This is a genomic window from Bradyrhizobium sp. 21, assembly GCF_023073335.1.
GTDB lineage: Bacteria > Pseudomonadota > Alphaproteobacteria > Rhizobiales > Xanthobacteraceae > Bradyrhizobium.
Genome location: NZ_JADPJG010000002.1, coordinates 773664 through 800389 on the forward strand (window position 1 = coordinate 773664; position 26726 = coordinate 800389).

21 protein-coding genes and 1 pseudogene are annotated in these 26726 nt (G+C 61.8%); 15 read left to right on the forward strand and 7 right to left on the reverse strand.

Going from position 1 to position 26726, the window contains the following annotated elements; genetic code table 11:
• From IVB31_RS03480 to IVB31_RS03490, 3 genes are all read left to right on the forward strand, one after another.
• Positions 1 to 2352: RHS repeat-associated core domain-containing protein (locus tag IVB31_RS03480; RefSeq protein ID WP_276576603.1), on the forward strand; the 2352-nt coding region annotated here is incomplete at its 5' end.
• A 6-nt stretch (positions 2353 to 2358) separates the two neighbouring features.
• Positions 2359 to 2883: a hypothetical protein gene (locus IVB31_RS03485; protein ID WP_247318546.1), complete on the forward strand. Its 525-nt coding sequence runs from the start codon at positions 2359 to 2361 to the stop codon at positions 2881 to 2883.
• A 561-nt stretch (positions 2884 to 3444) separates the two neighbouring features.
• Positions 3445 to 4845 carry an RHS repeat-associated core domain-containing protein gene (locus IVB31_RS03490; protein WP_247318550.1) on the forward strand — a complete coding sequence of 467 codons (1401 nt, stop codon included), beginning with the start codon at positions 3445 to 3447 and terminating at the stop codon, positions 4843 to 4845.
• 1550 nt (positions 4846 to 6395) lie between these two features.
• On the opposite strand, the pseudogene IVB31_RS03495 reads toward IVB31_RS03490, so the two are convergent.
• Positions 6396 to 6845, reverse strand: a pseudogene (locus IVB31_RS03495) (FAD-binding oxidoreductase); the annotation flags it as partial.
• A 131-nt stretch (positions 6846 to 6976) separates the two neighbouring features.
• Complete coding sequence (locus tag IVB31_RS03500; protein WP_247318553.1) at positions 6977 to 7735, reverse strand: SDR family NAD(P)-dependent oxidoreductase; 759 nt, start codon at positions 7733 to 7735, stop codon at positions 6977 to 6979.
• A gap of 156 nt (positions 7736 to 7891) precedes the next feature.
• Here IVB31_RS03500 and IVB31_RS03505 point away from each other — a divergent pair, with 156 nt between their 5' ends.
• The 12 genes from IVB31_RS03505 (at position 7892) to dusA (ending at position 21752) form a co-directional block, all read left to right on the forward strand.
• Complete coding sequence (locus IVB31_RS03505) at positions 7892 to 9151, forward strand: extracellular solute-binding protein (RefSeq protein ID WP_247318556.1); 1260 nt, start codon at positions 7892 to 7894, stop codon at positions 9149 to 9151.
• A 2-nt stretch (positions 9152 to 9153) separates the two neighbouring features.
• Positions 9154 to 10095, forward strand: coding sequence for a sugar ABC transporter permease (locus tag IVB31_RS03510; RefSeq protein WP_247319412.1), 942 nt, complete (start codon positions 9154 to 9156; stop codon positions 10093 to 10095).
• On the forward strand, positions 10088 to 10936 hold the full coding sequence (locus IVB31_RS03515) for a carbohydrate ABC transporter permease (RefSeq protein WP_247318557.1): 849 nt from the start codon (positions 10088 to 10090) through the stop codon (positions 10934 to 10936). Before IVB31_RS03510 ends, IVB31_RS03515 begins: the two co-directional genes overlap by 8 nt.
• A gap of 22 nt (positions 10937 to 10958) precedes the next feature.
• Complete coding sequence (locus tag IVB31_RS03520; RefSeq protein WP_247318559.1) at positions 10959 to 12056, forward strand: Gfo/Idh/MocA family oxidoreductase; 1098 nt, start codon at positions 10959 to 10961, stop codon at positions 12054 to 12056.
• Between the two features lie 10 nt (positions 12057 to 12066).
• Positions 12067 to 12711 carry a ThuA domain-containing protein gene (locus IVB31_RS03525; protein WP_247318561.1) on the forward strand — a complete coding sequence of 215 codons (645 nt, stop codon included), beginning with the start codon at positions 12067 to 12069 and terminating at the stop codon, positions 12709 to 12711.
• The gene (locus IVB31_RS03530; protein ID WP_247318563.1) at positions 12708 to 13757 is read left to right on the forward strand and encodes a LacI family DNA-binding transcriptional regulator; all 1050 of its coding nucleotides are present in this window, start codon (positions 12708 to 12710) and stop codon (positions 13755 to 13757) included. Before IVB31_RS03525 ends, IVB31_RS03530 begins: the two co-directional genes overlap by 4 nt.
• A 50-nt stretch (positions 13758 to 13807) precedes the next feature.
• Positions 13808 to 14863: a sugar phosphate isomerase/epimerase family protein gene (locus IVB31_RS03535; RefSeq protein WP_247318565.1), complete on the forward strand. Its 1056-nt coding sequence runs from the start codon at positions 13808 to 13810 to the stop codon at positions 14861 to 14863.
• Positions 14864 to 14872: 9 nt separating this feature from the next.
• Positions 14873 to 16048 (forward strand): Gfo/Idh/MocA family oxidoreductase, encoded by a 1176-nt coding sequence (locus IVB31_RS03540; RefSeq protein ID WP_247318567.1) that lies wholly within the window; start codon positions 14873 to 14875, stop codon positions 16046 to 16048.
• Positions 16045 to 17580: a sugar ABC transporter ATP-binding protein gene (locus IVB31_RS03545; RefSeq protein WP_247318569.1), complete on the forward strand. Its 1536-nt coding sequence runs from the start codon at positions 16045 to 16047 to the stop codon at positions 17578 to 17580. Before IVB31_RS03540 ends, IVB31_RS03545 begins: the two co-directional genes overlap by 4 nt.
• Before the next feature lie 5 nt (positions 17581 to 17585).
• Positions 17586 to 18590 carry an ABC transporter permease gene (locus IVB31_RS03550; protein WP_247318571.1) on the forward strand — a complete coding sequence of 335 codons (1005 nt, stop codon included), beginning with the start codon at positions 17586 to 17588 and terminating at the stop codon, positions 18588 to 18590.
• Between the two features lie 59 nt (positions 18591 to 18649).
• Complete coding sequence (locus IVB31_RS03555; protein WP_247318574.1) at positions 18650 to 19597, forward strand: substrate-binding domain-containing protein; 948 nt, start codon at positions 18650 to 18652, stop codon at positions 19595 to 19597.
• A gap of 1162 nt (positions 19598 to 20759) precedes the next feature.
• Positions 20760 to 21752, forward strand: coding sequence for a tRNA dihydrouridine(20/20a) synthase DusA (gene dusA, locus IVB31_RS03560; RefSeq protein ID WP_256464281.1), 993 nt, complete (start codon positions 20760 to 20762; stop codon positions 21750 to 21752).
• 188 nt (positions 21753 to 21940) lie between these two features.
• Here the strand turns inward: dusA and IVB31_RS03565 are convergent, their stop codons facing one another.
• The 5 genes from IVB31_RS03565 to IVB31_RS03585 all read right to left on the reverse strand — a co-directional run bounded on the left by IVB31_RS03565 (position 21941) and on the right by IVB31_RS03585 (position 26675).
• Positions 21941 to 22495, reverse strand: a complete 555-nt coding sequence (locus IVB31_RS03565) for a TIGR02281 family clan AA aspartic protease (protein ID WP_247318576.1) — start codon at positions 22493 to 22495, stop codon at positions 21941 to 21943.
• Between the two features lie 28 nt (positions 22496 to 22523).
• Positions 22524 to 22727 (reverse strand): DUF1289 domain-containing protein, encoded by a 204-nt coding sequence (locus IVB31_RS03570; protein ID WP_247318579.1) that lies wholly within the window; start codon positions 22725 to 22727, stop codon positions 22524 to 22526.
• A gap of 44 nt (positions 22728 to 22771) precedes the next feature.
• A complete protein-coding gene (locus tag IVB31_RS03575) occupies positions 22772 to 24367 on the reverse strand; it encodes a HAMP domain-containing sensor histidine kinase (RefSeq protein WP_247318581.1) in 1596 nt (531 codons plus the stop codon).
• Between the two features lie 135 nt (positions 24368 to 24502).
• Positions 24503 to 25780 (reverse strand): sodium:proton antiporter NhaD, encoded by a 1278-nt coding sequence (nhaD, locus tag IVB31_RS03580; protein WP_247318584.1) that lies wholly within the window; start codon positions 25778 to 25780, stop codon positions 24503 to 24505.
• A gap of 22 nt (positions 25781 to 25802) precedes the next feature.
• Positions 25803 to 26675, reverse strand: a complete 873-nt coding sequence (locus IVB31_RS03585; protein WP_247318586.1) for an NAD(P)-dependent oxidoreductase — start codon at positions 26673 to 26675, stop codon at positions 25803 to 25805.
• Positions 26676 to 26726: the final 51 nt, after the last annotated feature.

Here is a 26726-nt window from a genome sequence, read left to right on the forward strand (position 1 = left end):
TCCTACGACACGCTCGGCCGCCCCACGCAGGTCTCGACCACCATCGACGGCTCGACCTATGTGATGGGCGCCACCTATGATGCCCAAAGCCGCCTCACGAAGGTCAGCTACCCCTCCGGCTTCACCGCGCGCTACGGCTATAACACGCTCGGCTTTGCTAATCAGCTCTCCGACGATGCGACCAGCCAGTCCTACTGGACCGCGAACGCGATGGATGCCGAAGGGCATCTGACGCAGCTCACCTCGGGCAACGGCCTCGTCACCAATCGCAGCTTTGAACCGACCACCGGGCGGCTGAGCGGCCTCACCACGGGCAGCGGCGCCGGCACCGCGGTGCAGAACCTGTCCTACACCTATGACAAGCTCGGCAACCCGCTGTCGCGCAGCGAAGCCAATACCAACCTCTCGGAGACCTTCACCTACGACACGCTGAACCGGCTGGCCTCCTCGACGGTCAGCCTGACGCCGACGCCGCTGGCCAAGACCTTCAGCTACAGCGCGATCGGCAACATGCTGACGAAGTCCGACGTCGGCACTTACAACTATCCCACGGCCGGGCAAGCGCTGCCGCATGCGGTCTCGAGCGTCACCAACGGGCTGATCTCGACGACCTTCACCTACGACCTCAACGGCAACCAGACCTCGGGGCTGAACCGCACCATTGCCTGGACCTCCTACAACAAGCCGGCGTCGATCACGCAGGGCACCCGCACCATTGGCTTCGTCGACGATACCGAGCACCAGCGCGTCAAGCAGGTGACGCCGGAGGGCACCACGCTCTACATCGGCGCATTCGGTGTGCTGGCCGAGGTCGCCAACCCCGGCCAGGTCTCGCAAAAGTGGACCGATTATCTCTCGGTCGGCAACGCCAAGGTCGGCATGCGGGTGCTGCAAACGGCCTCCGAGACACTGACCACGCGCTACTTCCACACCGACCATCTCGGCTCGATCTCGGTCATCACCGACGAGAACGCCCTTGTGGTGGAGCGGCTCTCCTACGACGCCTGGGGCAAGCGGCGCAATCCGAACGGTACCGACGATACCACGGGCAGCATCACCAGCCAGACCACGCGCGGATTCACTGGCGAGGAAGAGCTCTCGGTTGGCAGTCTCGTGCACCTCAACGGGCGTGTCTACGACGCGTTGCTGGCGAGGTTCACGTCCGCGGACACGATGATCGAAAGCCCCTACAGCACGCAGGGATGGAACCGTTACTCGTACGTCGGCAACGATCCGCTGACCTTCACCGATCCGTCCGGCCACTGCTTCCTCGGCTGCTTCTGGCAGCATATCGGCAGCGGCATATCCAGTGCCGTCCACGCCGTCACGCACTTTTTCGCGACAAACGCTATCGCCAGGGCGATCCTCCAGATCGGCGCGACGATCTTACTATCGTCGATACTTGGACCGGGCGGGGCGTTAGCCGGACTCCTGACTCAAGGAGGGGTTGCAGTGGCTTCGGCCGTGGGCGGCGCAATCATCGCTACAGGCCTATCCGGTGGTAATCTGGGTCAAATATTGAAAGCCGGGCTAATCGCTGGTGTAACCGCGTTCGCGTTCTATGAGATCGGGAGTCTGACGCCAGGGGCTGCTCAGGGGCTGAAGAATCCGATTGCCTATGCTGAAAACATTGCTGGCCACGCCGCGGTAGGTTGCGCATCGTCGGTGGCGTCGGGAGGTTCGTGTGGATCGGGAGCATTGTCGGGGGCAGTCGGCTCGGCGTTGTCGCCTTTGACGAGTTCAATTTTCCCCCATCCGCAGGCCGATCTCGGTGACAGAATGGGGGGTACCATAGTTTCTGCGGTAGCTGGCGGCCTTGCTTCGGTTGCCGGCGGCGGCAAGTTCGCGAATGGTGCGATCACGGGTGCGTTCGGATATCTATTCAATGAAGCCTCGCACTCTTATGCAAATCGAGCGCGCATCTGCGATACCTCCGAAGCAGGCTGCACCGCAAGCGTCGTATATGACGGCCTGTTACGCAATGCATTTCCGGGACAGCCGGAGGGAAGCGTGATTGAGAGCGGCACTAGGTATATGGTGATAGGGGGCAACCCGATCAGAACATACGCAAACCCTGATAATCTCTCCATTACGAACGTGACCGAGAGTGAGCATATGTTTTGCTGTGGCAGCGTCACACGAACCGTGGTGGTTGAAGGATCGACGATTTTCATCGATACTGTCGGGGCAGGCATGAACACATCCAGCTTCATGGCCGAAGTGAACTTGGTTGCTGGAAAAGGTGGTTTTCTGCTCCGCGATCTTGCAATTGGGCAATATGTTAGCTCGGTGGGCCAGTGGTCATCCTACGGCGCTATTGCAAACCCGAACGCGCCTCCTCCTCCTCGATGAGCGGACATGATGAAGAAGCGATTGCTATTGATTGGAACCTGCCTGGCCATGATCACGTTCTCCATCACGCAGGTCCATTCTGAGTCAAATGTCGTACGTGCAGACTTATCGTTTCAATTTGTCTGCAAGAAAGATCAAGCGCTGTTGGAGGAGGACATTGAAAAATTCCTGCGAGAGCGAGGTTTCAAAGTGCTCAATCAGGCCCGTATTCAACGAGAGCATCGCATATTTATAAAGAGAATGGAGATTATTGGCCTCGATGCTTCTCGTCGTATAATCAACTTCAACGATCTGCCGCCCTCTCAAGATCGGTACGCCGTCATCTTGAACAGTCCGCCGCCCACCAAGCATGATCCACAGCTGGAGGAGGCGCTTCTTGAGTTTGTCTCAACGGCATTGGGTTGCGAGACACGACAGGCAGCCCGCCGCGAGAATGATGCAGAGGCCGGCGCAGCGTACGACAGTGTGGTCAATCGAATAGAGGCCCTATTTCGCCAAGCCGAGGAGCTAGGAGGACAACGGCGTCTCTAAAATTATCGAATTGATCGGTGTGTGAGCCTACAGGTTGTCCCCGAGGATGACCGATGGCAGACAAATTTCCGACGGCCTATAAATTGAAGGCGATCAAGCGTGCTGAAGGCGGCGGAGGCGTCCTGCCTGTGGCCCCAAGCTCGGGATAGCGCGCAAGCTTCTGCATGACTGGATCAAGGCGGGGAAGCTCACGGGCCTAAGGGATTGAATCGCAAGCCCAGACCCAAACTTGATCCCCGCAAGCTCAAGCCGTTCCAGGCGGATGACGAGAAGCACGCGCTCGCCGGGGGCGAGACGCCGGGGCAGGCGGCCCGAGTGGAGAGCCCCGACAACGCTTCCGACGGATTTTCCCAAGATGACGTAATGCCCCTGTTTTGCCCGACGAGTCAAACCGCACCGTAACGCGCATAAGTCGTTGATCCCGCGGGGCCGCGGCTACTGTGCATGGGGTTGTGTTCGATGTTTCTGGTGCGGCGCTCATGCCGCGCCGAGCCGAACGCGCTCGCCGCCGCTAGATAGTTGCAACTCCGCCTTCTCGCGGTCGGCAATGCCAAGGTCGGCATGCGCACGCTGCAGACGGCGTCCGAAACACTGACGACGCGCTACTTCCACACCGACCAGCTCGGCTCGATCTCGGTCATCACCAATGAGAACGCGCTGGTGGTCGAGCGCCTCAGCTACGACGCCTGGGGCAAGCGGCGCAACCCGAACGGCACTGACGACACCACCGGCAGCATCAGCAGCCAGTCCACGCGCGGCTTTACCGGCGAGGAACAGCTCTCGATCGGCGGCCTCGTGCATCTCAACGGGCGCGTCTACGATCCTCTGCTGGCAAGGTTCACCTCGGCCGATCCGACGGTAACCGACCCCATGAACATGCAGGGCTGGAACCGGTACTCCTACGTCGGCAACGACCCGCTCGCTTTCACAGATCCAAACGGGTTCAGCTGGTTCTCGAACTGGTTCGGCTGGATCGGCAAGGCGTTCACAGCGGTCGGCAATTTCATCAAGAACAATATCATGGCGATCGCGCAAATCGCGATCACCGTGGCTCTGACGCCGCTGATTGGCCCATACTTTGCGGCTTTTGCTGGCTCCGCCATCGTGACAGGCATATCGGGAGGGAGTTTAAGTCAGGCGCTCAAGGCGGGATTAATTGCAGGGGCAACAGCTTTCGCCTTCGCCGTGGTGGGCGGCTTGACTAATGTCGTCGCGACGGGAGATCCGTCGTCCTTTAGCTTCACCAACCATATTCAGCCTGCTTTTGGTACGTCCGAATACGCATTCAATGTGGCAGGTCATGCGGCCGTTGGATGCGGGTCATCGGTCGCTTCCGGTGGAAGCTGTCAGTCCGGCGCGTTGTCGGCTGGGGTGACTGCTGCAGCGCGACCCACCATCAATAAGCTGGACGGTGCCGCGGCGCTGACTGCCAACACGGTCCTCGGTGGTGTGGCGTCGGTTGCAGGGGGCGGCAAGTTCGCGAACGGAGCCGTTACCGGTGCGTTTGGCTACTTGTTCAACTCTCAGTTCAAAAGCCGTCAAGCCGTGCCATTCTTAGATGATCAAGGTCAGCAAGTATTGGACTACTTGGGGCAACCAATGATGCGCCCGAGCGATGTCGATCCAGCATTCTTTGTCGACGAAGGTAAAAAGGGTGGTTATCTCGATTTAGGGAAATTTGGACAAGGAAAGAGTTGGGACGTGCAAAGAGTTGATACAGATCGCTTGCCCACCCCCGCGTTCATCGACTATGCAACGGTCGGCATAGGACTTTTTGCTGCCGCGGCAGGAATACCTGAACCTACACTTCTTAGCGTTGAGAATAACTACGCATGGGCCAAGTCTAATTTTGGCAACGTCCAGATGGATGCAACGTACAAGTCTCTGCCTGCCCGCAACGTCTTCAATACAAAGTTGGGGTATCAGCTCTTTCAATCGGGTCGGATCAATGGGACGCCATAGTTCAAGCAGCGCTTGGCCGAGGTCGGCCGTTGTCTATCGATGCCTAATCGTTGGCGCAATGGGATTGCTTTTGGAGGGACCTGCAGTGGCGCAAGACGTTCTCTCATGCGAACGTGAAACGATAGCGAAGTCGGTATCGCCGGATCAGGCGTGGGTCGCCTTAGTTCAGGAGGGCATGTGTACATCGGGCCAAGTCGCCGTATCGACGGATACAGTTCGGCTAGAGCGATTTAGTAAGACGAAAGAAATTCCGCTTGGTAGTCGATTCGAGAAAGCAGAATACGAGAACGACGTTCTTGTCGTTGATTACTACGGACGGTCTGAGGCTCGCCCAATCGTAAATTGGCTTTCACCTCGCAAGTTACAAGTCACGATACCGAACATATCGGGTGTCGGTCTTCAAAAAAGCAACTATCAGGACGTCGAGATAATTATCAAGTATGATCATGATGATCCCGTGGCAAGGGAGAAATGGCGGAAGGAGCGTGGCCTAACTCCGAAGTAGGCTAACGATCAAGAAGCGTACTCGCTGAGTGCTAACACTTCAACGGCGAGACCTCGATTGAAATTGAGGTCCTCTGCGATCTCGAATGGGATGAAGACGACGAGATGAGATTGCTTTGAATGCAAAACGTGCCGGGAACAAATTCCCGTAATTACGGTGACAGTGCTGGACCGGACTGCACCCGTAAGTAAGACACCGATAATTTCTGTGACAGGTTGTCCCGAGAAACGTGGTCCTGATTTCTGATGCCGAACCACGTCTCATCCTGATGCGTATCAGACGCGGTCCCGGCTTGTGTCGCCCGCTGTCAACGCCTACCGGCTAAATATTTCGCTTTGCCGAAATTCGGATTTGTCGTATGTGTCGCCCATCCCGGCTCGACCAAGAGGGGCGATCATGTGGTCGTCATTTTCGCGAGCCGGGCTTGCGGTGGACGCGACAGCGTTCGGGCACGAGGCTAAGGGCAGGGCGGATTGCTCTCCGTGAGCCCTCAGGCTTCGTGCCAGACGAGCGGCGCTGTCAGGCTCGTCTCGCCAGCATTCTTCCGGCAACGTCGACAAATCCGGGAGATAATGCGGTGAGCAAGCGAGCCGTGCGTACGGCAAAACCGTGTGGTCCTGGCCGTCGTTGCTACGGTCAAGCTCTTGCGGAGGCGGCATTCGCGTCAACCGGCGCGGTGCCGTGACTTTCGTGAGAGTGAGGGAGGCCAGCAGGAACTCGGCTCCTGGGAGAGCACGGCATAAGCCGTAAAGCCACCGCGCAGGGAAGGCCGAGTGATTGGCACACCACCTGTATGCTGCTGTGCGGTTTTCCTGCGTGTGCTTTTCGCGCAGCGGACCGCGGGTGCGAGGTCAGCACCCGGCCTTCCCTGCGCCCTCTCGGATCAAGAGGGTGGCAAGAGAGTAGAGATCAAGCAAAGCTCGGGCAAATTGAACCGCGAGAGTGCTGAGGTGTGTCTGAGCCTTGAAATGTGCGTTGGACGATTGCGATAGTGCCGCTTGCTCCATTAATGCGAGGCGCTCAGCTCGGCCTAGATTGCGTCACCTTAGAAGTCCGACACTTTTCCTACACTGAGTCCCGCGAAGCGATCGGGCCGGTAGGGTCTTGGATCCACGATTGGCGCCGCGCCGGTCACGATGTCGGCGATCAGGTTGCCCGCTCCCGGACCGATGCCAAAGCCGTGGCCGCTGAAGCCCGCCGCCAATATCAAACCAGGGAAACTCGGCACCGGGCCTATAACGGGCAGACCTTCAGGCGTGGAATCGATGTAGCCCGCCCATGCAGCAGTGACCTTCGTGTCCCTCAGTGCGGGTAGTAGCTCGAGGGCGCGTCGATGAGTGAGTTCGATCGTGCTTTGATCAGGCGCCGGATCGAGAACGCGAACGCGCTCCATCGGTGTCGGGCCATTGAGGCTCCAGCGGCGTAGCGTTTCATGTCCCGACTTCGCGCCTTCGAGGCCACCGGGGAGCAGACTGCGCCGGCGTCGCAAGAACATCGATGCGTCATTGGCATCGTAAGCAAATATATGCGTCGCAAGAGGTCTCAAACCAGTTCGGTGCCGCAGGACACTTTCGAACCGATCGAACAACGCTCTAGCCTTGCGGTCCCCGCCATCCTCAACGCATCTCAGACCCAGCCGCCGTCGACGATGTAATGCTGAGCGGTGCAGGCGGAGGCCTCGTCGGAAGCGAGGAAGACGGTGAACTTCGCGACCTCGTCGGGCGCGAGCTTGCGCTTCAGGCATTGCCGTTGCATCAGCTCGACCTCACCCTGTGGCGTCATCCATTTCTCGATCTGGCGCTCAGTCATGATCCATCCCGGCGCTATCGCGTTCACGCGAATATTGTAGGAGCCGTAATCGCGCGCGAGAGAGCGTGTGAGACCGATCACGCCTGATTTGCTGGCGGTGTAGGCAGCCATGCCGCCTTGTCCGGCTATCCACGACACCGAGCCGAAATTGATGATGATGCCGGCATTCGCCGCCTTCATGTCCGGCAACGCGGCTTGCGCAGCAAAGAACTGGTGCTTCAGGTTCACCGCGATGCGGTCGTCCCAGTACTCGGGCGTCATCTCCTCGGTGTTGTGCCGTTCGTCGTGCGCGGCATTGTTGATGAGAATGTTGATCGCGCCGTGCTCGTTGCGCGCCTCCGCGATGCCGGCCCGCAACGCGGCGGTATCGGTCACGTCGACGCGCTTGAAATGCGCGCTGAGACCTTGATCCGACAGCTCGCGTGCCAGGTGTTGGCCCTCGTCGAACTTGATGTCGAAGAACACGACATTGGAGTTCTGCTGCGCAAAGCGCCGCACGATCGCAGCGCCAATTCCAGCTGCGCCACCCGTGACGAGAACGACCTTGCCAGCGAGGTCGGAATAAACGGCGGCCATGGGTACCTCTCGATTTGCCTGCGATGCGACGTCCGCTCTTGCGGGGACCTTAGTCAGTCCGTTCGTGAGGTGCATAGAGCAGAATTTTAGTTGCGCACCTCAAAAATCGAGGGCAGGATTGCAGTCAAAGAATAAAAGCCGGTTGGGAGGAATGCGATGAGACTGCTCGGGAAACTGGGGCTCGCCGCTGCCGTATGTCTTCTTTTGGCCAACGCCGCGGCAGCCGACACGACGGTAAAGTGGCTGCACATCGAGACCAATCCGGCCCAGGTGAAAATCTGGGAGGAGGTTGCGCGCGCCTACGAGGCGTCGCATCCGGGCGTCAAGGTCGAGATGCAGTTCCTCGAGAACGAGGCCTATAAGGCCAAGCTGCCGACCATCCTGCAATCCAAGGACCGGCCGAACATCATCTACAGCTGGGCCGGCGGTGTCCTGAAGGCGCAGATCGAGGCCGGCGTGCTCGACGACATCACCGATCAAGTGAAGGGTTACAGCGACAGTCTAACACCGGCGGCGCTTGCCGCGTTTACCAGCAGTAGCCGCGTTTATGGTCTGCCGACTGCGCTGTCGCAAGTTGGCTTCCTCTGCAACAAGGAGCTGATGGCCAAGGCGAAGGTCGATCCTGCCGCCATCAAGAGTTGGGAAGATCTGCTTGCTGCCGTGAAGACGTTGAAGGCGGCCGGCGTGACCCCAATCGTGGTCGGGGGCGCCGACAAATGGCCGCTGCACTTCTACTGGACGCATCTTGCGGTGCGCCTCGGCGGCAAGGCGGCGTTCGATGCGGCGCTGCGCGGCGAGGACGGCGGCTTTGCCGGCGAGACCTTCCAGAAATCCGGTGAGCTGTTCAAGCAGCTCATTGATCTCCAGCCGTTCCAGAACGGCTTTCTCGGCTTCAAGAACCCTCAGGCCGTTGGCTATTTCGGCGACGGCAAGGCGGCGATGACGCTCGCGATCAGCACCGTTTATCATTTGCAGCGCGCGCTCGCCGCCGACAAGGTCGGATTGAGCGAAGACAAGATCTGCTGGTTCGATTTCCCGGTCGTATCAGGCGGCAAGGGCGCGCCGACGGATACACTCGGCGGCATCACCGGCTGGCTGATCACCAAAGGCTCGCCGAAGGAAGCCGTCGATTTCCTGAAATACTTCGTCTCGAAGGACGTGCAGACGCGGCTTGCGGCTGGCAATTTTATCATTCCGGTGGTGCAGGGCGCGGATGCCGGCCTCAACAATTCCTTCATGAAGCTGATCGCCGCCAATCTGGCGAAGTCGAATTACCACCAGAACTTCTATGACCAGAGTCTCGGCCCCTCGGTGGGCCGTGTCGTCAACGACGTCACCGCGGAGATCGCCGGCGGCAGCATGAGCCCGCAGGACGCTGCGAAAGCGATCCAGGCGGCGTGGAAGCAGGGCAATTGACGGTGGCGCGGCGGATCGCGATCGTGTCGGCGATGGGCGTTGCCGGCGAGACGGTCCCGCAGGCTGCAGTCCGCGGCCCGAGCTGGGACGGCCGCTTCACCGTCGTGATCCTTTTCCTGCCGCCGGCACTGCTGTTGTTCACGTTGTTCGTGGTGCTGCCGATCGGTGAGGCCACCTGGTACTCGGCCTTCAACTGGAACGGGTTCGGCAAGCCGACCAACTGGATCGGCTTCGACAATTACCGCTTCGTGCTGGAGACACGCGCCTTCTGGCTCGCGCTGCGCAACAATGGGCTGATCATTGCTGTTTCGCTCGCGATCCAGCTGCCGCTTGCGCTGACGCTGGCCCTGATGCTCGCCGAGCGGTTTCGTGGGGCGGTGGCGCTGCGCATGCTGTTCTTCATGCCCTATATCCTGGCCGAGATTGCGACCGGGCTGATCTTCAGCTTCGTTTATGACGGCGACTACGGTCTCGTCGCCTCCATTTGGCGGGGCTTCGGCGCCGAGCCGCCGCATCTGCTCGCCTCGACCGACACGGCGATGCTGGCGGTGCTGATCGTGATCGTCTGGAAGTATTTTGGCTTCCACATGATGCTGTTCATCGCGGCGCTCCAGAGCCTCGACAAGAGCCTGATCGAGGCGGCGCGGATCGACGGCGCAACGCGCTCGCAAGCCCTGCGCCATGTCGTCATTCCCTTGCTCTATCCGACGATCCGGCTCTCGGTGTTCTTCGCCATCGTCGGCTCGCTGCAACTGTTCGACCTCGTCATGCCGCTGACGCGCGGAGGACCTGCGGATTCCTCCAACACCATGGTGAGCTTCCTCTACAACAACGGCATCTCGCGCATGCGGGTCGGCTATGGCAGCGCCATCGGTGTCATTCTGTTCGTGATCTGCGTCACCTTTGCCTTCACGTACAAGCGATGGTTCATGCGCGATGAGTAACGCCGAGACCACCCGCACGCCATTCGATCCCGCTGTGCCGTTCAAGGCAGCCTTCCTCGCCATCGTTGCCATCTTCGTGCTGGTACCGCTGCTCGCGACCTTGCTCGGCGGCTTCAAATCGCTCGGCGAATTGCGGGTAAATCCGTTCGGATTGCCACATCACTGGGAATGGCAGAATTATGCCGATATCCTGCTCTCCGCGCGCTATTGGCAGCTCTTGCGCAATTCGCTGATCATCTCGATGCTCACGGTGACATTGACCCTGATCACAGCCTCGATGGCGGCGTTCACCTTCGCCCATGTCAAGTTTTACGGCAGCTCGATGCTGCTGAGCTATCTCACGCTCGGCCTGCTGTTTCCGGCAGCGACTGCCGTGCTGCCGTTGTTCATCAAGGTGCGCGATCTCGGACTGCTCGATACCTATTTCGGCGTTGCGCTGCCGCAGGCGGCCTTCAGCCTCGCCATGAGCGTGCTGCTGCTGCGGCGCTTCTTCAAGGACATTCCCCATGAATTGCTCGAAGCGGCGCTGGTCGATGGCTGCAGCTATATCAAATTCTTCCGCTACGTGACGTTGCCGCTGTCCCGACCGATCCTGGCGACCGTCGGTACCATCACCTTCGTCAATAGCTGGAACGCCTATCTGTTGCCGCTGGTGATGCTCAACACCGATTCGCTGTATCCATGGCCGCTCGGCATCATGGTTTATCAGGGCGAGTATTCGTCCGAGTGGCACCTGATCCTGGCCTTCATCACGCTGACCATCCTGCCGACCATCATTCTGTTTCTTCTGGCTCAGAAGCACATCGTCGCGGGCCTCACCGCAGGCGCGGTCAAGGGATGAACGGTACTTCACGGAGATCGAAATGAGAAAAGTCGGCATCGGAATCATCGGCTGCGGCAATATCAGCACCGCCTATTTGAAGGCGGCCCAGCGCTTTCCGGTCATCGAAATCAAGGCGCTCGCCGATATGCGCAGCGACGCTGCGGAGCGGCAGGGCGCGGCCTTCGGGCTGCCGGCGATGCGGGTTGATCAACTGCTCAAGCGCGACGACGTCGAGGTCGTTGTCAATCTCACGGTGCCGCTCGCCCATACGGACGTCAGTCTCGCGGTGCTCAACGCCGGCAAGCACGTTTATTCCGAGAAGCCGCTCGGGATCAACGTCGCGGAAGCCGGCAAGGTGATGGAACTTGCCGCGCAGAAGAACCTTCGCATCGGCTGCGCGCCCGACACTTTCCTCGGTGGTGGGCACCAGACCGCGCGCAAGCTGATTGACGACGGTGCGATCGGCACGCCCGTAGCGGGCAGCGCCTTCTTTGGCTGCCCCGGCCACGAGCGCTGGCATCCGGCGCCGGGCTTCTATTACTTGCGCGGCGGCGGGCCGATGCTGGACATGGGCCCGTACTACATCACTGATCTCGTGCAGCTGCTCGGTCCGGTCGCGAGCGTGATGGGCTCGACGGCGCGCCCGAAATCGGAGCGTCTGGTCACCAGCCAGCCGATGAACGGCACCTTGATCCCAGTCGAGGTGTCGACCCATGTGGTCGGGATGCTCGAATTCGAAAGCGGGGCGGTCGTCTCGATCGTGATGAGCTTCGATGTCCCGAAACACCGGCAAGCGCCGATCGAGATCTATGGCGACAAGGGCAGCATGCTGGTGCCGGACCCGAACCGCTTCGGCGGCGAGGTGCTGGTCGCGAAGACCGGCGGTGAATGGGAGACGGTGCCGTTGACGCACGGTCATGTTGAAGGCGAGTTCCGTTCCATCGGCGTCGCCGACATGGCCTCCGCGATCCTGAACAACCGCCCGCATCGCGCCAGCGGCGTGCTCGCATTCCACGTGCTGGAGGTGATGGAGGCGTTCCAGACCTCGGCCGACGAAGGGCGGCGCGTCAAAATCGAGAACCGCGTCGAGCGACCGGCGATGCTGCCGGCCGGACGTGAAACGGGGCAGATCGACTGAGGGAACGACGATGCGTAAGGCAATGATTGTTTGGGGCGGCTGGCCGGGACACGATCCCGATCTTTGTGCTTCGATGATCCGCGGCTGGCTGAAGGCGGAAGGCTTCGAAGTGCGGATCGAAACCACGACGGCGGCATTCGCCGATCCTGCGATCCACGATCTGTCGCTGATCATCCCGATCTACACCATGTCGAAGATCGAGAAGGCGGAAGCGCTCAATCTCTGCGCGGCCGTACGTCACGGCGTCGGGCTTGCCGGCCATCATGGCGGCATGTGCGATGCCTTCCGTGACTCCGTCGACTACCAATTCATGTGCGGCGGGCAGTGGGTGGCCCATCCCGGCAACATCATCGACTATAGGGTCGACGTGACGAAACCGGACGACCCCATCATGAAGGGTCTGAAGAGCTTCGAGTATCGCTCCGAGCAGTATTACATGCATGTCGATCCCGCCAACGAGGTGTTGGCGACGACCACCTTCACAGGTGAGCACGCGCCCTGGATCGATGGCGTGGTGATGCCCGTGGTTTGGAAGAAGGGCTACGGCGCCGGCAGGGTGTTCTACTCCTCGCTTGGCCACCGTGCCTACGAGCTCGACGTACCTGAGCTCCGGACTCTGATGACCCGCGGCATGCTGTGGGCGGCGCGCTCATGAGGGCCGGTGCGACCCAGCCGCTGGTTCGCGCCACGCTTGAGGACGTCGCGCGCGCGGCGGGCGTTTCCCTCGCGACCGCCGATCGCGTCGTCAACCGGCGCGAGGGTGTGCGCGCCAAGACCGTTGCGCGTGTCGAAGCCGCGGTAGCAAAACTCGGCTATCGCGCTGACGTCGCCGCCGCGCGGCTCGCCCGCGGGCAGACATACCGCTTCGCCTTCGTGCTGCCGACCGGCAGCAACAGCTTCATGACCGCCCTGACCGAGCAGGTCCAGCGCACCGCAGGTTGGCTCGCCAGCCAGCGTGGCTTCATCGATATCCTCCATGTCGACGTGTTCGATCCGGATGTCCTCGCTGGCGCGCTGGAAAATCTGTCGCCGGCCTATCAGGGCGTGGCCGTCGTCGCGCTCGACCATCCCAAGGTGCGCGACGCAATCGACGAACTCGCCGCGCGCGGGGTAGTCGTGGTGACCCTTGTGTCGGACGCACCGAGCTCGCGCCGCCTGCACTATGTCGGTATCGACAATCCGGCCGCGGGGCGAACTGCGGCAACGCTGATGGGACGTTTCCTGGCCGGCCGCGAGGGAACGGTTGCCGTGATCGCGGGATCGTTGTCGCTGCGCGATCACGCCGAGCGGCAGTTCGGCTTTCACCAGATCCTGTCCAGCGAGTATCCGAATCTGGTCGGACTGCCGGTCATTGAAGGCCGCGACGACAGCGAGCGCACGCAACAGCTCACTGCCGCGTTGCTCGCGCGCCATGCCGATCTCCGCGGAATATATTGCTGCGGCGCCGGAAACCGCGGTATCGCCGATGCGCTCGAGGATCTTGGCCGCGCGCGCGAGGTGGTCTGGATCGCCCATGAGCTGACCCAGCACACGCGGCGTTTCCTGGTCCGCGGTGCGCTCGATGCCATCATCAACCAGAATCCCGGCCACGAGGCCCGGTCTGCGGCGCGAATTCTGCTCGCGCATTGTTCGGGTGAGCCCATCAGCCCCGATCAGGAGCGCATCCGTATCGATATCTTTCTGCGGGACAACCTGCCGTGATTTCAGTGCGACCTATGTAAACCCCTATGGGACGTTCGGGAGGAAAGCTCATGAAGTCGATCAAGGGCCCGGCCATTTTCCTGGCGCAGTTCGCTGGCGACGCGGCGCCGTTCAGCTCGTTTGGCGCGATCTGCGGGTGGGCGGCGTCGCTCGGCTACAAGGGTGTGCAGATCCCGACTTGGGACGCGCGCCTGTTCGATCTGAAGAAGGCGTCCGATTCAAAGACCTATTGCGATGAGATCAGCGGGGTCGCCGCAGGGCACGGCCTGGCGATCACCGAGCTCTCCACTCATCTCCAGGGCCAACTCGTCGCGGTCCACCCCGCCTATGATGCTGCCTTCGATGGCTTTGCGGCGCCGGATGTGCGCGGTAACCCCTCGGCACGTACTGAGTGGGCGGTCGACCAGGTGAAGCGCGCGCTGAGAGCATCGAAGCATCTCGGTTTGCAGGCGCATGCCACCTTCTCCGGCGCGCTGGCATGGCCTTATATCTATCCGTGGCCGCAGCGTCCGGCCGGACTCGTGGAAGCGGCGTTCGATGAGTTGGCGAGACGCTGGACCCCCCTTCTCGACTATGCCGACGAGAACGGCGTCGACGTTTGCTACGAGATTCATCCCGGCGAAGACCTGCATGACGGCGTCAGCTATGAGATGTTCCTCGCAAGGGTGAAGAACCACGCGCGGGCGAATTTGCTCTACGATCCGTCTCACCTCCTGCTGCAGCAGCTTGACTATCTCGATTACGTCGACATCTATCACGAGCGCATCAAGGCCTTCCACGTGAAGGATGCGGAATTCAATCCGACGGGCCGACAGGGCGTTTATGGCGGTTTCCAGAGCTGGGTGAACCGGGCAGGGCGGTTCCGCTCGCTGGGCGACGGACAGGTCGATTTCGGCGGCATCTTCTCCAGGCTGACAACCCATGATTTCGACAGCTGGGCAGTGTTGGAGTGGGAGTGCGCGCTCAAGCACCCCGAGGACGGCGCGCGCGAAGGCGCGGAGTTCATCAAACACCACATCATCCGCGTGACCGAGCGCGCCTTCGACGATTTTGCCGGGGCGGACACCGACGACCTGGCGAACCGCAAGATGCTCGGCCTGGCTTAGGAGGCTCGTATGGCGATTGAAGCAAGCGGGTACGAGAGCACAGGCGGCCGCATCAGGCTTGGCATGGTGGGCGGCGGTCAAGGCGCTTTTATCGGTGCCGTTCATCGCATAGCGGCGCGGATCGACGGGCAGTTCGAGCTGGTCGCGGGTGCGTTGTCCTCAGAACCTGTGCGGGCGAAGGCGTCGGCCGTGGAACTCGGAATCGCGGCCGACAGATCGTACGGATCGTTCGAGGAGATGGCGAGAGCCGAGGCCGCGCGCCCCGACGGGATCGAGGCGGTGTCGATCGTGACGCCGAACCATGTGCACGCGCCCGCGGCCCGCGCTTTCCTCGAGGCCGGAATCCATGTGATCTGCGACAAGCCGATGACGACCACGGTGGCGGACGCGGAGCGGCTGGTTGATCTCGTGGAAAGCAGCGGCAAGGTGTTCGTTCTCACCCACAACTACACTGGCTATCCGATGATAAGGCAGGCGCGCGCCATGATCGCCAACGGCGAGCTGGGTGACGTCCGCGTCGTGCAGGTCGAATATCCGCAAGACTGGCTCACCGAGCGCACGGAACTTTCTGGAAGCAAGCAGGCCGAGTGGCGCACCGATCCAAAGCGCTCGGGAGCCGGCGGCTGCATCGGCGATATCGGCACACACGCCTACAATCTCGCTGCATTCGTCACCGGACTAAAGACAGATGCAATCCTGGCGCAGCTCACCACCTTCGTGCCTGGCCGCCTGCTCGATGACCACGTCCAGATCATGTTGCGTTATCAGGGCGGCGCGCGTGGTCTGCTGTGGGCGAGCCAGGTCGCCGTCGGCAACGAAAACGCCCTCAAGCTGCGCGTCTACGGCAGCAAGGGCGGATTGGAATGGATCCAGGAAGACCCGAACTATCTGTGGTTCACCCGTTTCGGCCAGCCGAAGCAATTGCTCACCCGCGCCGGCGCCGGGGCGCAGCCTGAAGCTGCCCGCGTCTCCCGCCTCCCGGGGGGACACCCCGAGGGGTATCTGGAGGGCTTCGCCACGATCTATGCCGAAGCTGCGCGCGCAATCCGCGCTGCGCGGACCGGCGCTTCGCCCGAAGTCGGAACGATCTATCCAACCGTACATGACGGCTTGGCCGGCATGCGCTTCATCGAGGCGGCCGTCGCGTCTTCGAAAGCCGGCAACGTATGGACCAAGGTCGAATGAAGGCGCTCGCCGCCGATCTGTCCGGCGCCACCGGCGCCTCGATGATCGAGGCGGTGGGGCTGTCGAAGTCCTTCGGTCCGGTGGAGGTCCTGAAGGACGTCAGTCTTGCGGTGTATCCTGGGGAGGTTCACGCCATTATCGGCGAGAACGGTGCCGGCAAGTCGACTCTCATGAAGCTGCTTGCCGGCCATTTGCAGCCGACCCGCGGCGAGCTGCGGATCGACGGCGAAACCGCGACGCTGACCGGGCCGGTCGACGCGGAGCGTCGCGGCATCGTCCTGGTTCACCAGGAAATCCTTCTTGCGCCCGATCTCACGGTCGCCCAGAACGTGTATCTCGGCCGGGAGCTGCCCAAGGGCATCGTCGTAGACGACCGCGGCATGAATGAGGGTGCGCGCAAGGCCATCCGCAATCTCGGAGCCGACGTCGATCCCGATGTCGTGGTGGGACGTCTGTCGATCGCGCAACGTCAGCTCGTGCAGATAGCACGGGTGCTTCTGGTTCCGCACCGCGTGGTGATCTTCGACGAACCGACCGCTTCGCTCACGCCAATCGAAACCAGGGCATTGCTCAAGGTCATCGCCGATATCCGCGCCAAGGGCGTGAGCGTCCTCTATATTTCGCACCGTCTGCCGGAGGTCAAGCAAATCGCCGACAAGGTCACCGTGCTGCGCGACGGCCGCGTTGTCGCCAGCCATTCAACGAGCGAATTGCAGTTGATCGATATGGCGCGTCTGATGGTTGGTCGCGATGTAGCCAAGCTCTATCCTGATCGCCACGCAGCGGCCGCCCGAGAAACAATCCTGGAGGTCGAGGATTTTTCCGTGCCCGACTTCGCGCAACATGCCTCGTTCCAGCTGGGCAAGGGCGAGATCCTCGGCTTTGCCGGCCTGGTCGGCGCCGGGCGGACGGAACTGATGGAAGGCCTCGTCGGCCTGCGGCCCGGCCGCGGCGTCATCCGCATCAACGGCCAGCCAGTGCAGTTTCCACATGTCGACGCCAGCCTGAAGGCCGGCATCGCCTATCTCAGTGAGGATCGAAAAGGCAAGGGTCTGCTGCTGGCCGAGGATATGTGTGTCAACCTGACGCTCGCCTCGCTGGACAAATTCCGGCGCGGGCTTCAGATCGACCGGGCGAAGGAGCGTGTCGCGCTCGACAAGGCGATCGGGGAGTTCGACATCCGCGCCAGCCGCAAGGACATGCTCGTCGGCCAGCTCTCGGGCGGTAACCAGCAGAAGCTGCTGCTGGCCAAGATGATGATGCCTGACCCTTCCATCATCATCATCGACGAGCCGACACGCGGCATCGACATCGGCACGAAGGAACAGATCTACAAATTCATCGCGGTGCTCGCCGGGCAAGGGCGCTCCATCATCGTCGTCTCGTCCGAAATGCAGGAACTGATCGGCATCTGCGACCGCATCATTGTCATGCGCTCCGGGCAGATCGTCGGCGCGGTCGCAGGCGAGCACATGAACGAGAACGAGATCGTCGTGCTGGCGACTGGCGTCAAATCCGGGGAGGCTGCATAACCGAAATGACCGACTTCGCAGCAGATCCTCGAAAAATACGGAAGTCCTGGAAAGACATCGACCTGCGCGCCGTCGCTCCCTTCCTGGCGCTGGCCCTTCTTCTGGTGCTCGGGGCGATCGCGAACCCGAACTTCATCAGCATCGACAACCTCCTGAACGTCATCACCCGCAGCGCCTTCATTGCCATCATCGCCGTCGGTGCGACCTTTGTGATATCGGCCGGCGGCCTGGATCTGTCCGTCGGCTCCATGGTCGCGTTCGTCGCCAGCTTGACGATCATGTTCATGAACAGCGGCGTCATTGCCGATCCCGCGACAATGCTGGCCGCCGCGATGGCGCTTGCCATGCTCATTGGCGCTGCCTGTGGGCTTGCCAACGGTCTGATCACCACGGCGGGCAGCATCGAGCCCTTCATCGCCACGCTCGGCACCATGGGTATCTATCGCGGTCTCACGACATGGTTGTCGCAGGGCGGTGCCATCACGCTGCGGTCTCCGGACATCCAATCCCTGTATCGGCCGGCCTATTTCGGCTCGGTTCTGGGAATTCCGGTGCCCATCATCATCATCGCCGTCACAGCCGGCGCCGGCGCCTTCGTGCTGCGCAGAACGCGTTATGGCCGCCATGTTCTGGCCGTCGGATCCAATGAGGACGTGGCGCGCTATTCCGGCATCTCCGTCGGTCGCGTGCGCACGATGACCTACGTCATCCAGGGCCTGTGCGTGGCCGTGGCGTGTCTGCTTTACGTGCCGCGGTTGGGATCCACGTCCGCAACCACAGGGCTGATGTGGGAGTTGCAGGCCATTACCGCAGTCGTGGTCGGTGGTACCGCGCTGCGCGGCGGCGTCGGCCGCGTTTGGGGCACAATCTGCGGGGCGTTCATACTCGAGATCGTCGGCAACATCATGCTGCTTTCGAATTTCGTCAGCGAGTATCTGATCGGCGCGATCCAGGGCGCCATCATCATCGTTGCGATGCTGGTCCAACGTTCCCTGGTACGGAAATCGTAAACGGCCGGGTATCGGGTCGCCGGTCGCTGATCATAAGACCCGCTTCTTGGGAGGAAGACATGCGTAAGCGAATACTGGGCCTTGCTGTCGCCATGGCGGCTCTGATGGGCGTAGCTCACGCCGAAGACAAAAAAGTGACGATCGGCGTTTCCATTCCTGCCGCCGACCATGGATGGACCGCCGGCGTGGTGTTTCATGCCGAACGGATGGCAAAGCTGCTGATGGCGCAGCATCCGGGCTTGAATGTCATCGTCAAGACGTCTCCCGATCCGGCAACGCAGGCAAATGCCGTACAGGATCTGGTGACCCGGGGCATCAACGCCCTGGTCATCCTGCCATCCGATCCCGATCCCCTGGTCAATGCCATCAAGGAAGTGAAGAACAAGAACATTTTTGTCGCGCTTGTGGACCGGGCACCCAGCAACAACGACAATTCGGTTCGCGATCTCTATGTCGCCGGTAACAATCCGGCACTCGGTGCCACCGCAGGTGAATACATCAAGAAAAACACGCCGAATGCTCAGGTCGCCGTTATCCGCGGTCTGCCGATCCCGATCGACCAGCAGCGCCAGGACGGCTTCGACAAGGCCATCGCCGGTTCCAGCGTGAAAGTTCTCGCAAAGCAGTTCGGCAATTGGAATCGCGACGATGCCTTCAAGGTCATGCAGGACTACCTGACCAAGTTCTCCAAGATCGACGTGGTGTGGTGCCAGGATGATGACATGGCCGTGGGTGTGCTTCAGGCCATCGATCAGGCGAAGCGGACTGACATTCAATATGTCATCGCCGGCGCCGGCTCCAAGGACATGGTCAAGAAGGTGATGGACGGCGACAAGCTGATCCCAGTGGACGTGCTTTACCCGCCGGCAATGGTTGCAACCGCCATGGAATTGACTGCCGCTAACTTTTACAATCAGGCCCCGGTTCGTGGCAGCTACATCCTCGACGCCACACTGGTCACCAAGGCTAACGCGAAAGATTTTTACTTCCCGGATTCGCCGTTCTGAACAACATCGCATCTCACGAACAAACGGAGGGGCTCCGCTCCCCTCCGTCGCTGTTTATGGGAAGCTTAATAAGCTCACCTGACGGGACCGATCCCGCGGTATAACAAAACGTCCAACGACCTCGCCTGATGCGGACCCACGGTTTCCAAGGCGTGGGCTCATGCCGACGAACAAGCCTCCGCGCTTCAGCATGGAGAGCCAGACCTCAGCGTAGTTGAATACAGGATCGATGCCTGCGGCCCCGGCGTCCGCGATGTGGCTACACCGCAGGAGCCGGACACCTTCGCCCCGCGTGCCGGGGCCAACTCCACCGCGAAACGCACTGAGGCCCTACTCCAGTCATTGACGAATGTTCGCGCCCCACTATGGACCTGGCCTTGTCGATGATCGCAGCCCGAGCCGTCGTCACCGGGAAGGGAGGGCAGGCGGCCTCGCCGAACGAGAGCCGGGTGGCTTATTTTGTCGGATTTAAAGGTTTGTCGGCTGCCATGTCCGCGCAGCTCACTCAACTTGGGAACGTGACTACGCGAGACAAACCAGCGTTCGAAGGCCGCCGGGCTGTCTCAACGATATCCTCGCCCGCGCCGCGCATCGCGACGATGACGTCTCGGCCGAGTGAATGCCGCACTTACAGATCTGTGGTTATGGGGAAAGACCCGTTCATAGCATCGAGGCACTATCCGCTGCTGAAGCACGACCTCCCAGGCGCCATAGCGACTCGTGCGAGGCGGCTTGCTCGGCTGAAATCTCGATACCGTGCACAGCGGCGGCGTGCGTTATCATGATGCGGATGAAAGACAAATCGATCGCCAACGTTGCTGGACCAGCGCCTTGCTTGGCGCGCTTTCTTCCAAACCCGATCAGCCGCTCTCGAGTTGAGTGCGGGTGGCTTCACATTGACGAACTCAGTCTTGAACGATGCCATCACAGCGGCTTTCGACCGGCGAGGGGGCTTTCCAACCTGGCGGGGCGGACTTGGGCGCGCCAGTTTCCCGATCCCAATTGAGTGAAGGGCGCCACGCGGGGACACCCGGCTTTCGTGCGCACTATGCGTGCACCAAGAGGTCAAAACGGGTACAAACGGGTGCAATTTTGGCTTGTTTGGAGTGCACACGTGTGCACTTGTTCCCGTTCTAGGCCGTTGAAATGATAGGGTAAGTAATTGGAATCCCAAGGCTATCGCTTTTCCGTGGCGCCCATGATGGACTGGACCGACCGGCATTGCCGGGTGTTCCATCGTCATCTGACGCGCCGGGCGCTGCTTTATACGGAGATGCTCACCACGGGCGCCATCATTCATGGCCATCGGGAACGGCTGCTTGGGTTCGACGAATTCGAGCATCCGGTGGCGCTTCAGCTCGGCGGGTCGGATCCGCGCGAGCTCGCGCTCGCCGCGCGGATCGGCGAGGAGTTCGGTTATGACGAGATCAACCTCAATGTCGGCTGCCCCTCCGACCGTGTGAAGGACGGCCGTTTCGGCGCTTGCCTCATGGCGGAGCCTGATCTCGTCGCGAGGTGCGTCGATGCAATGAAGCGTGCGGTTGCCGTGCCGGTCACGGTGAAGTGCCGTATCGGCATCGACGACCAGGATCCGGAAGTCGCGCTCGACACACTTGCGCGCGCGGTGGTCGCATCCGGCTGCGACGTGCTGATCGTGCATGCCCGGAAAGCCTGGCTCAACGGTTTGTCGCCGAAGGAGAATCGCGACATCCCGCCGCTCGACTATGATCGCGTCTATCGCCTCAAGCGCGCGGTGCCGGATGTGCCGGTCATCATCAACGGCGGCGTCCCGGGTATCGAAGAGGCGAAGGCACATCTCGAGCACGTCGACGGGGTGATGCTCGGCCGCGCCGCCTATCAGGAGCCATGGCGGCTGCTCTCGGTCGATTCCGACATCTTCGGCGAAGCGGCACCGCATGCAACCATGCAGGACGCGCTCGAGGCGATGATGCCCTATATCGAGCAGCAGCTCGCGCGCGGCACGCGGCTGCACTCCATGACGCGGCATTTCGTCGGCGCATTTCACGCCGTGCCAGGCGCGCGCGCTTTCCGCCGCCATCTTGCCGAGCAGGGGGTGAAGCCGGGCGCTGGCCTCGAGGTGCTCCGCGATGCGATCGCGCGTGTCGGCGCGCGCGTGCCGGCGGAGGCCGCCTAGCCGCAAGCAGGTGAAAAGTCGGATCGTGAAATCCGGCTCGTCGTCGATCTGTCGCAGCGGAACAGATCGAAGCGATAGTTTACGCCGACGCGGACGGTGTGAAATTTGGCTGCGTTCCAGTGTGCAGTGCGCTGGCGGTCCACGCGATCACGCGTGTCGGCTATGTCCCCGCAGCTTTCGTCGACCGGCTAGTCGACCGCCATGCGCGAGCGGCGGGGGCTGGTCTGGAGTTCCGGATAGCCCGTGAGCATCAGCCTGTCGGAGCGTACGCCCCAGCTTTCCAGGCGGTCGAGGAAACTCATGCCGAGCAGATTGGTCTTCATCTGACCGCGCTGGACGACGAGCGCCGGCACCGATTTCTCGACGAGGTGGCCGACCGAGAGGCGTTCGAGCGTGAGGCGAGCCGCCTTGGTGTGGCCGCCCGCGGTTTCGAGATCGACGTCGTATTCGAGCATCTCGAGCGGCAGCCCGATCGCTTTCGCGGTTTCCCAGGTCAGCACCACAGAGGTCGCGCCGGTGTCGATCACCATCGGCGCGGCCACGCCGTTGATCTTCGCGCGCAGCGCGAATTCGCCGCCCTGGCCGCGCTGGATCTGCACGGCCGGGGCAGGCGATGCGGTCTGCGCGCGGAAGATGTGCGAGACCTTGCTGCTCGCGCGCGCGATCTGGTCGGAATCGCCATAGGCGACGACGGCGCCTGCAGTGCAGGCGAGCATGATGAGGACGAGCAGGAAGCGGATCATTGCACACCTCCCAAGGCACGCAGATCCGTCAGGCGCGTTTCGACGATCCCGCGATCGGCGCAAGTCCGGCGTCCGCCATGCGCACCGGCAACAGCGCCATGAGCGCCAGCCGCTCCGCGCTCTCCATCGCGTGCCAGCGCGCGATCTCCGGCAGGGTGCGGCCGCAGCCGAAGCACAGCTTGGTCCCGGGGTCGATCATGCAGACGGCGACGCACGGCGTTTCTTTGCTCATGTGGACATAGTGAGGGATCGTCGGGCATGTCTGCAAGCATCTCGTTAAGAGCCCGTACCTGCGCTCATGATCGGCTTGTGGCGCGGCCGGCGCTTCTCGTCAGCCAACGCGGAACTCTCCGGCTGGAGCGGCGGGGAATCGTCCGACATCGGCGCCAGCGCGCTCATCACGCGCTCCGGCGGGAAGGTGACGATCACTTCGGTGCCGATGCGCAGCTTCGATTTCAGTGTGAACGTGCCGCCATGCAGGTCGATCAGATTCTTGGCGATCGGCAGGCCGAGACCAGCGCCCTGTTCGGCCGATTTGATCGAGTTGGAGCCTTGGCCGAACGAGGCGAGCACGACGGGGATCTCGTCCTCGGGAATGCCGGAGCCGGAATCTCTCACCGACAGGTATTGTCCCCCCGATGCGGTCCAGCCGGCCTTGAGCCAGATCTCGCCGCCCTGCGGGGTGAATTTGATCGAGTTGGAGAGCAGGTTGAGCACGACCTGGCGGATCGCGCGCTCGTCGGCCCAGAGCCGCGGCATCGCCTGCTCGAACACCTCGTGGATGGTGATGCCGCGGCTCGAGGCGCGCAGCTTCATCAAATGATGGCAGTCGGCGACGATGCCGACCAGCGACACTGCTTCCTCGTTGAGCTCGTAGCGGCCGGCCTCGATCCGCGACAGATCGAGGATCTCGTTGATGAGGTTGAGCAGGTGCACGCCGGAACTATGGATATCCCCAGAATACTCCTTGTAGACCGGCACCGCGTGCGCGCCAAAAATTTCGCTCTTCATCACCTCGGAGAAGCCGAGGATGGCATTCAGCGGCGTGCGCAGCTCGTGACTCATCTGCGCAAGGAAGCGCGATTTTGCGACGTTGGCTGATTCGGCGCGGTGCCGCGCCTCATCTGAAATTGCCTTGGCCTGTTCGAGCTCGCCGATCAACGCGTCCTTCTCGGCGCGCGCCTCGAGCGTCGCGAAAGTCGAGGAGTGCAGGCGGTGCGCCAGCAGCACGAAATAGCCTTCGGCTGCGAGGGCGAGCGCGGCGAGGATGTAATTGTCCAGCGCGCCGGTCATCACAAAGCTCAGCGCCATCGCGACCGCAACCGGTGCCGTGGCGGCAAGGGCTGCGATCGGCAGATTGGCGGCCAGCATGCTCGATACTGCGATCACCAGCAGCATCAGGAACATCATTAGCGTTTCCGTGACCATGTCGAGCACGGGGTGGATCAGGATCGCCATCCAGCACAGGCCATAGAGCAGGTCGAGCACGACGAAGCGGGTCCGCCAGGCGCGCGTCGAGGTCGGCGATGAGGGCTCCGCCAGGAAGCGGTGGCAGCTGCGGATCATCGCCGCGTGGATGCAGAGCATGCCGACGGTCCAGGCCGCGGCCGGAATCAGCTGCATCCACAGCCCGAACAGCAGGCCGGTGGTGACCACCAGCAGCATCACGACATAGGAGGCCGACAGCCGCGTCTGAGCATATTGTCGCAGCATCTCGGCGTCGAAAGCCGGCCGGGTTCCGCTGGTCGACGTTAACTTGTCGCGCGCCTCGCGTACCCGCTGCGCCGCAGCCCTTCGGGTGCTCGCCGACGGCGCGCTCACCGGCTCGGCCGGAAGCTGCACTACCTCTGGCTTTTCAGCGGGTTTACTCATCGCACAACAACAATTCCTGCCCGCGCAAAGGCGGGCCTTCTGCATTGTCTATCTCTGGCAAGAAATCCTTAAGAGGTGACTTAAGGAGCTAAAGAATTACGTTAACCCGGCGTTAATTTGAGCCGGTGCAAACGCTCAGTGCAGCCACGCATGTTGCGCGACATAGACCACCGCGCCCGCCAGATAGCCCGCGAGCGCGGGGACGGCGATGCGGCGGGCGTACCAGAGGAACTCGATGCGTTCGAGTCCCATGGCGGCAACGCCCGCGGCCGAGCCGATGATCAGGATCGAGCCGCCGGTGCCGGCGCAATAGGCGATGAACTCCCAGAGGAAGCTGTCGGTCGGATATTGCGCGAGGTCGTACATGCCCATGGTCGCGGCCACCAGCGGCACGTTGTCAATGACGGCGCTGAGCAGTCCGAGGATGACGACGATGATGTCCTGGCGACCGATCGCGGTGTCCAGCCATTTGGACAGCATCGAGAGCAGGCCGGCATGTTCGAGGCAGGCGACTGCGAGCAAGATGCCGAGGAAGAACACGATCGAGCCCATGTCGATCCGCGTCAGCGCATGCGCAAGCGTGAGCGGGCCGCGGACGTGCTCATCCTTGTCGCGATGAACGATCTCGCCGACCAACCACACGATGCCAAGCCCGAGCAGGACGCCCATGAAGGGCGGCAGGTGCGTGACCGCCTTGAAAGCGGGCACCGCGATCAGTACCCCGAGTCCGAGATAGAACATCACGTTCCGTTCGAACGGATCGACGCCCTGCAATCCATCCTCTTTTGGCGGCGGAGCGATGGACCTGCCCCTGAGCGAAAAGCTGATGAATGCGAGTGGCACCAGCAGGTTGAGCAGCGAGGGCAGGAACACCGCGGCCATGATGTTCAAGGGCGAGATCTGCCCGCCGATCCACAGCATTGTTGTGGTGACGTCGCCGATCACGGTCCATGCACCGCCGGCATTCGCGGCGATGACGATGAGGGAGGCGAACAGCAGGCGGTCGTCGCGCTTGGCGATCAGCCGCTGGATCAGCGAAACCATGACGATGGTGGTGGTGAGATTGTCGAGGATTGCGCTGAGGAAGAAGGTCACGAAGCCAATCAGCCATATCAGACGGACTTGGCTCGTCGTGCTGATGCGCGAGGTGATGACCTCGAAGCCGTCATGGGCGTCGATCACTTCGACGATGGTCATCGCGCCAACCAGGAAGAACACGATCTGCGCGGTCGAGGCGACGGACTCATCAAGCTGACGGCCGACCAGCGTGTGGTCGCCCGTTGCGAGGGCGTAGATTGTCCAGAGCACGCCCGCGCCGAGTAGCGCAGACGCGCTCTTGTTCACCCCGATCGGATGCTCAAGTGCGATCGCCGCATAGGCGAGGACGAAGATTGCGGCGAGTGCGATCAGCACGACATGTCCGAAAGGTTCGAGATCAGCGATTGAGGCGCGCGAGCAGGCTCGACGTGTCCCAGCGCTTGCCGCCCATTTTCTCGACTTCGGCGTAGAATTGGTCGACCAGCGCGGTGACCGGCAGATTGGCGCCGTTGCGGCGGGCTTCAGCCAGGGAAATCGAGAGGTCCTTGCGCATCCATTCGACGGCGAAGCCGAAATCGTACTTGTCCTCGTTCATGGTCTTGTAGCGGTTCTCCATCTGCCAGGACTGTGCGGCCCCTTTCGAGATGGTCTCGATCACCGCGGCGACGTCGAGGCCCGACTTCTTGGCGAAATGGATGCCCTCGGAGAGACCCTGGACCAGGCCGGCGATGCAGATCTGGTTGACCATCTTCGTCAGCTGGCCGGAGCCGGCGGGCCCGAGTAGTTTGCACATCCGCGCATAGGCACCGGTGATGATCGGCTCGGCGCCGGCATAGGCGTCCTGCGCGCCGCCGCACATCACTGTCAGCACGCCGTTCTCGGCGCCGGCCTGGCCGCCGGAAACCGGCGCGTCGATGAACTTGAAGCCGGCCTTGGTGGCGGCTGCGTCGAGCTCACGCGCAACCTCGGCGGAGGCGGTGGTGTGGTCGACGAAAGTCGCGCCCTTTTTCATGCCGGCAAACGCGCCGTCGGAGCCGATCGTGACCGCGCGCAAATCGTTGTCGTTGCCGACGCAGCACATCACGAAGTCCTGGCCCTCGGCAGCCGCCTTCGGAGTCGCCGCGGACTTGCCGCCGAACTTGTCTGCCCACTCCTTCGCCTTGGCCGCGGTGCGGTTATAGACGGTGACCTCATGGCCCCCTTTTTTCACGAGGTGTCCGGCCATGGGGAAGCCCATCACGCCGAGACCGAGGAAAGCGACTTTAGCCATGTGTGGTACCTTGTCCGTAGTTCGGGTTTTACGGTTTTTGCCGGGCGAGCG

Excerpts from the sequence above, each read along its gene's own strand:
- IVB31_RS03485 (WP_247318546.1), top strand. The coding sequence starts at position 2,359 with ATGATGAAGAAGCGATTGCTATTGATTGGAACCTGCCTGGCCATGATC.
- IVB31_RS03490 (WP_247318550.1), top strand. The coding sequence starts at position 3,445 with ATGCGCACGCTGCAGACGGCGTCCGAAACACTGACGACGCGCTACTTC.
- IVB31_RS03500 (WP_247318553.1), bottom strand. The coding sequence starts at position 7,735 with ATGGCCGCCGTTTATTCCGACCTCGCTGGCAAGGTCGTTCTCGTCACG.
- IVB31_RS03505 (WP_247318556.1), top strand. The coding sequence starts at position 7,892 with ATGAGACTGCTCGGGAAACTGGGGCTCGCCGCTGCCGTATGTCTTCTT.
- IVB31_RS03515 (WP_247318557.1), top strand. The coding sequence starts at position 10,088 with ATGAGTAACGCCGAGACCACCCGCACGCCATTCGATCCCGCTGTGCCG.
- IVB31_RS03520 (WP_247318559.1), top strand. The coding sequence starts at position 10,959 with ATGAGAAAAGTCGGCATCGGAATCATCGGCTGCGGCAATATCAGCACC.
- IVB31_RS03525 (WP_247318561.1), top strand. The coding sequence starts at position 12,067 with ATGCGTAAGGCAATGATTGTTTGGGGCGGCTGGCCGGGACACGATCCC.
- IVB31_RS03530 (WP_247318563.1), top strand. The coding sequence starts at position 12,708 with ATGAGGGCCGGTGCGACCCAGCCGCTGGTTCGCGCCACGCTTGAGGAC.
- IVB31_RS03535 (WP_247318565.1), top strand. The coding sequence starts at position 13,808 with ATGAAGTCGATCAAGGGCCCGGCCATTTTCCTGGCGCAGTTCGCTGGC.
- IVB31_RS03540 (WP_247318567.1), top strand. The coding sequence starts at position 14,873 with ATGGCGATTGAAGCAAGCGGGTACGAGAGCACAGGCGGCCGCATCAGG.
- IVB31_RS03545 (WP_247318569.1), top strand. The coding sequence starts at position 16,045 with ATGAAGGCGCTCGCCGCCGATCTGTCCGGCGCCACCGGCGCCTCGATG.
- IVB31_RS03550 (WP_247318571.1), top strand. The coding sequence starts at position 17,586 with ATGACCGACTTCGCAGCAGATCCTCGAAAAATACGGAAGTCCTGGAAA.
- IVB31_RS03555 (WP_247318574.1), top strand. The coding sequence starts at position 18,650 with ATGCGTAAGCGAATACTGGGCCTTGCTGTCGCCATGGCGGCTCTGATG.
- IVB31_RS03565 (WP_247318576.1), bottom strand. The coding sequence starts at position 22,495 with ATGATCCGCTTCCTGCTCGTCCTCATCATGCTCGCCTGCACTGCAGGC.
- IVB31_RS03570 (WP_247318579.1), bottom strand. The coding sequence starts at position 22,727 with ATGAGCAAAGAAACGCCGTGCGTCGCCGTCTGCATGATCGACCCCGGG.
- IVB31_RS03575 (WP_247318581.1), bottom strand. The coding sequence starts at position 24,367 with ATGAGTAAACCCGCTGAAAAGCCAGAGGTAGTGCAGCTTCCGGCCGAG.
- IVB31_RS03585 (WP_247318586.1), bottom strand. The coding sequence starts at position 26,675 with ATGGCTAAAGTCGCTTTCCTCGGTCTCGGCGTGATGGGCTTCCCCATG.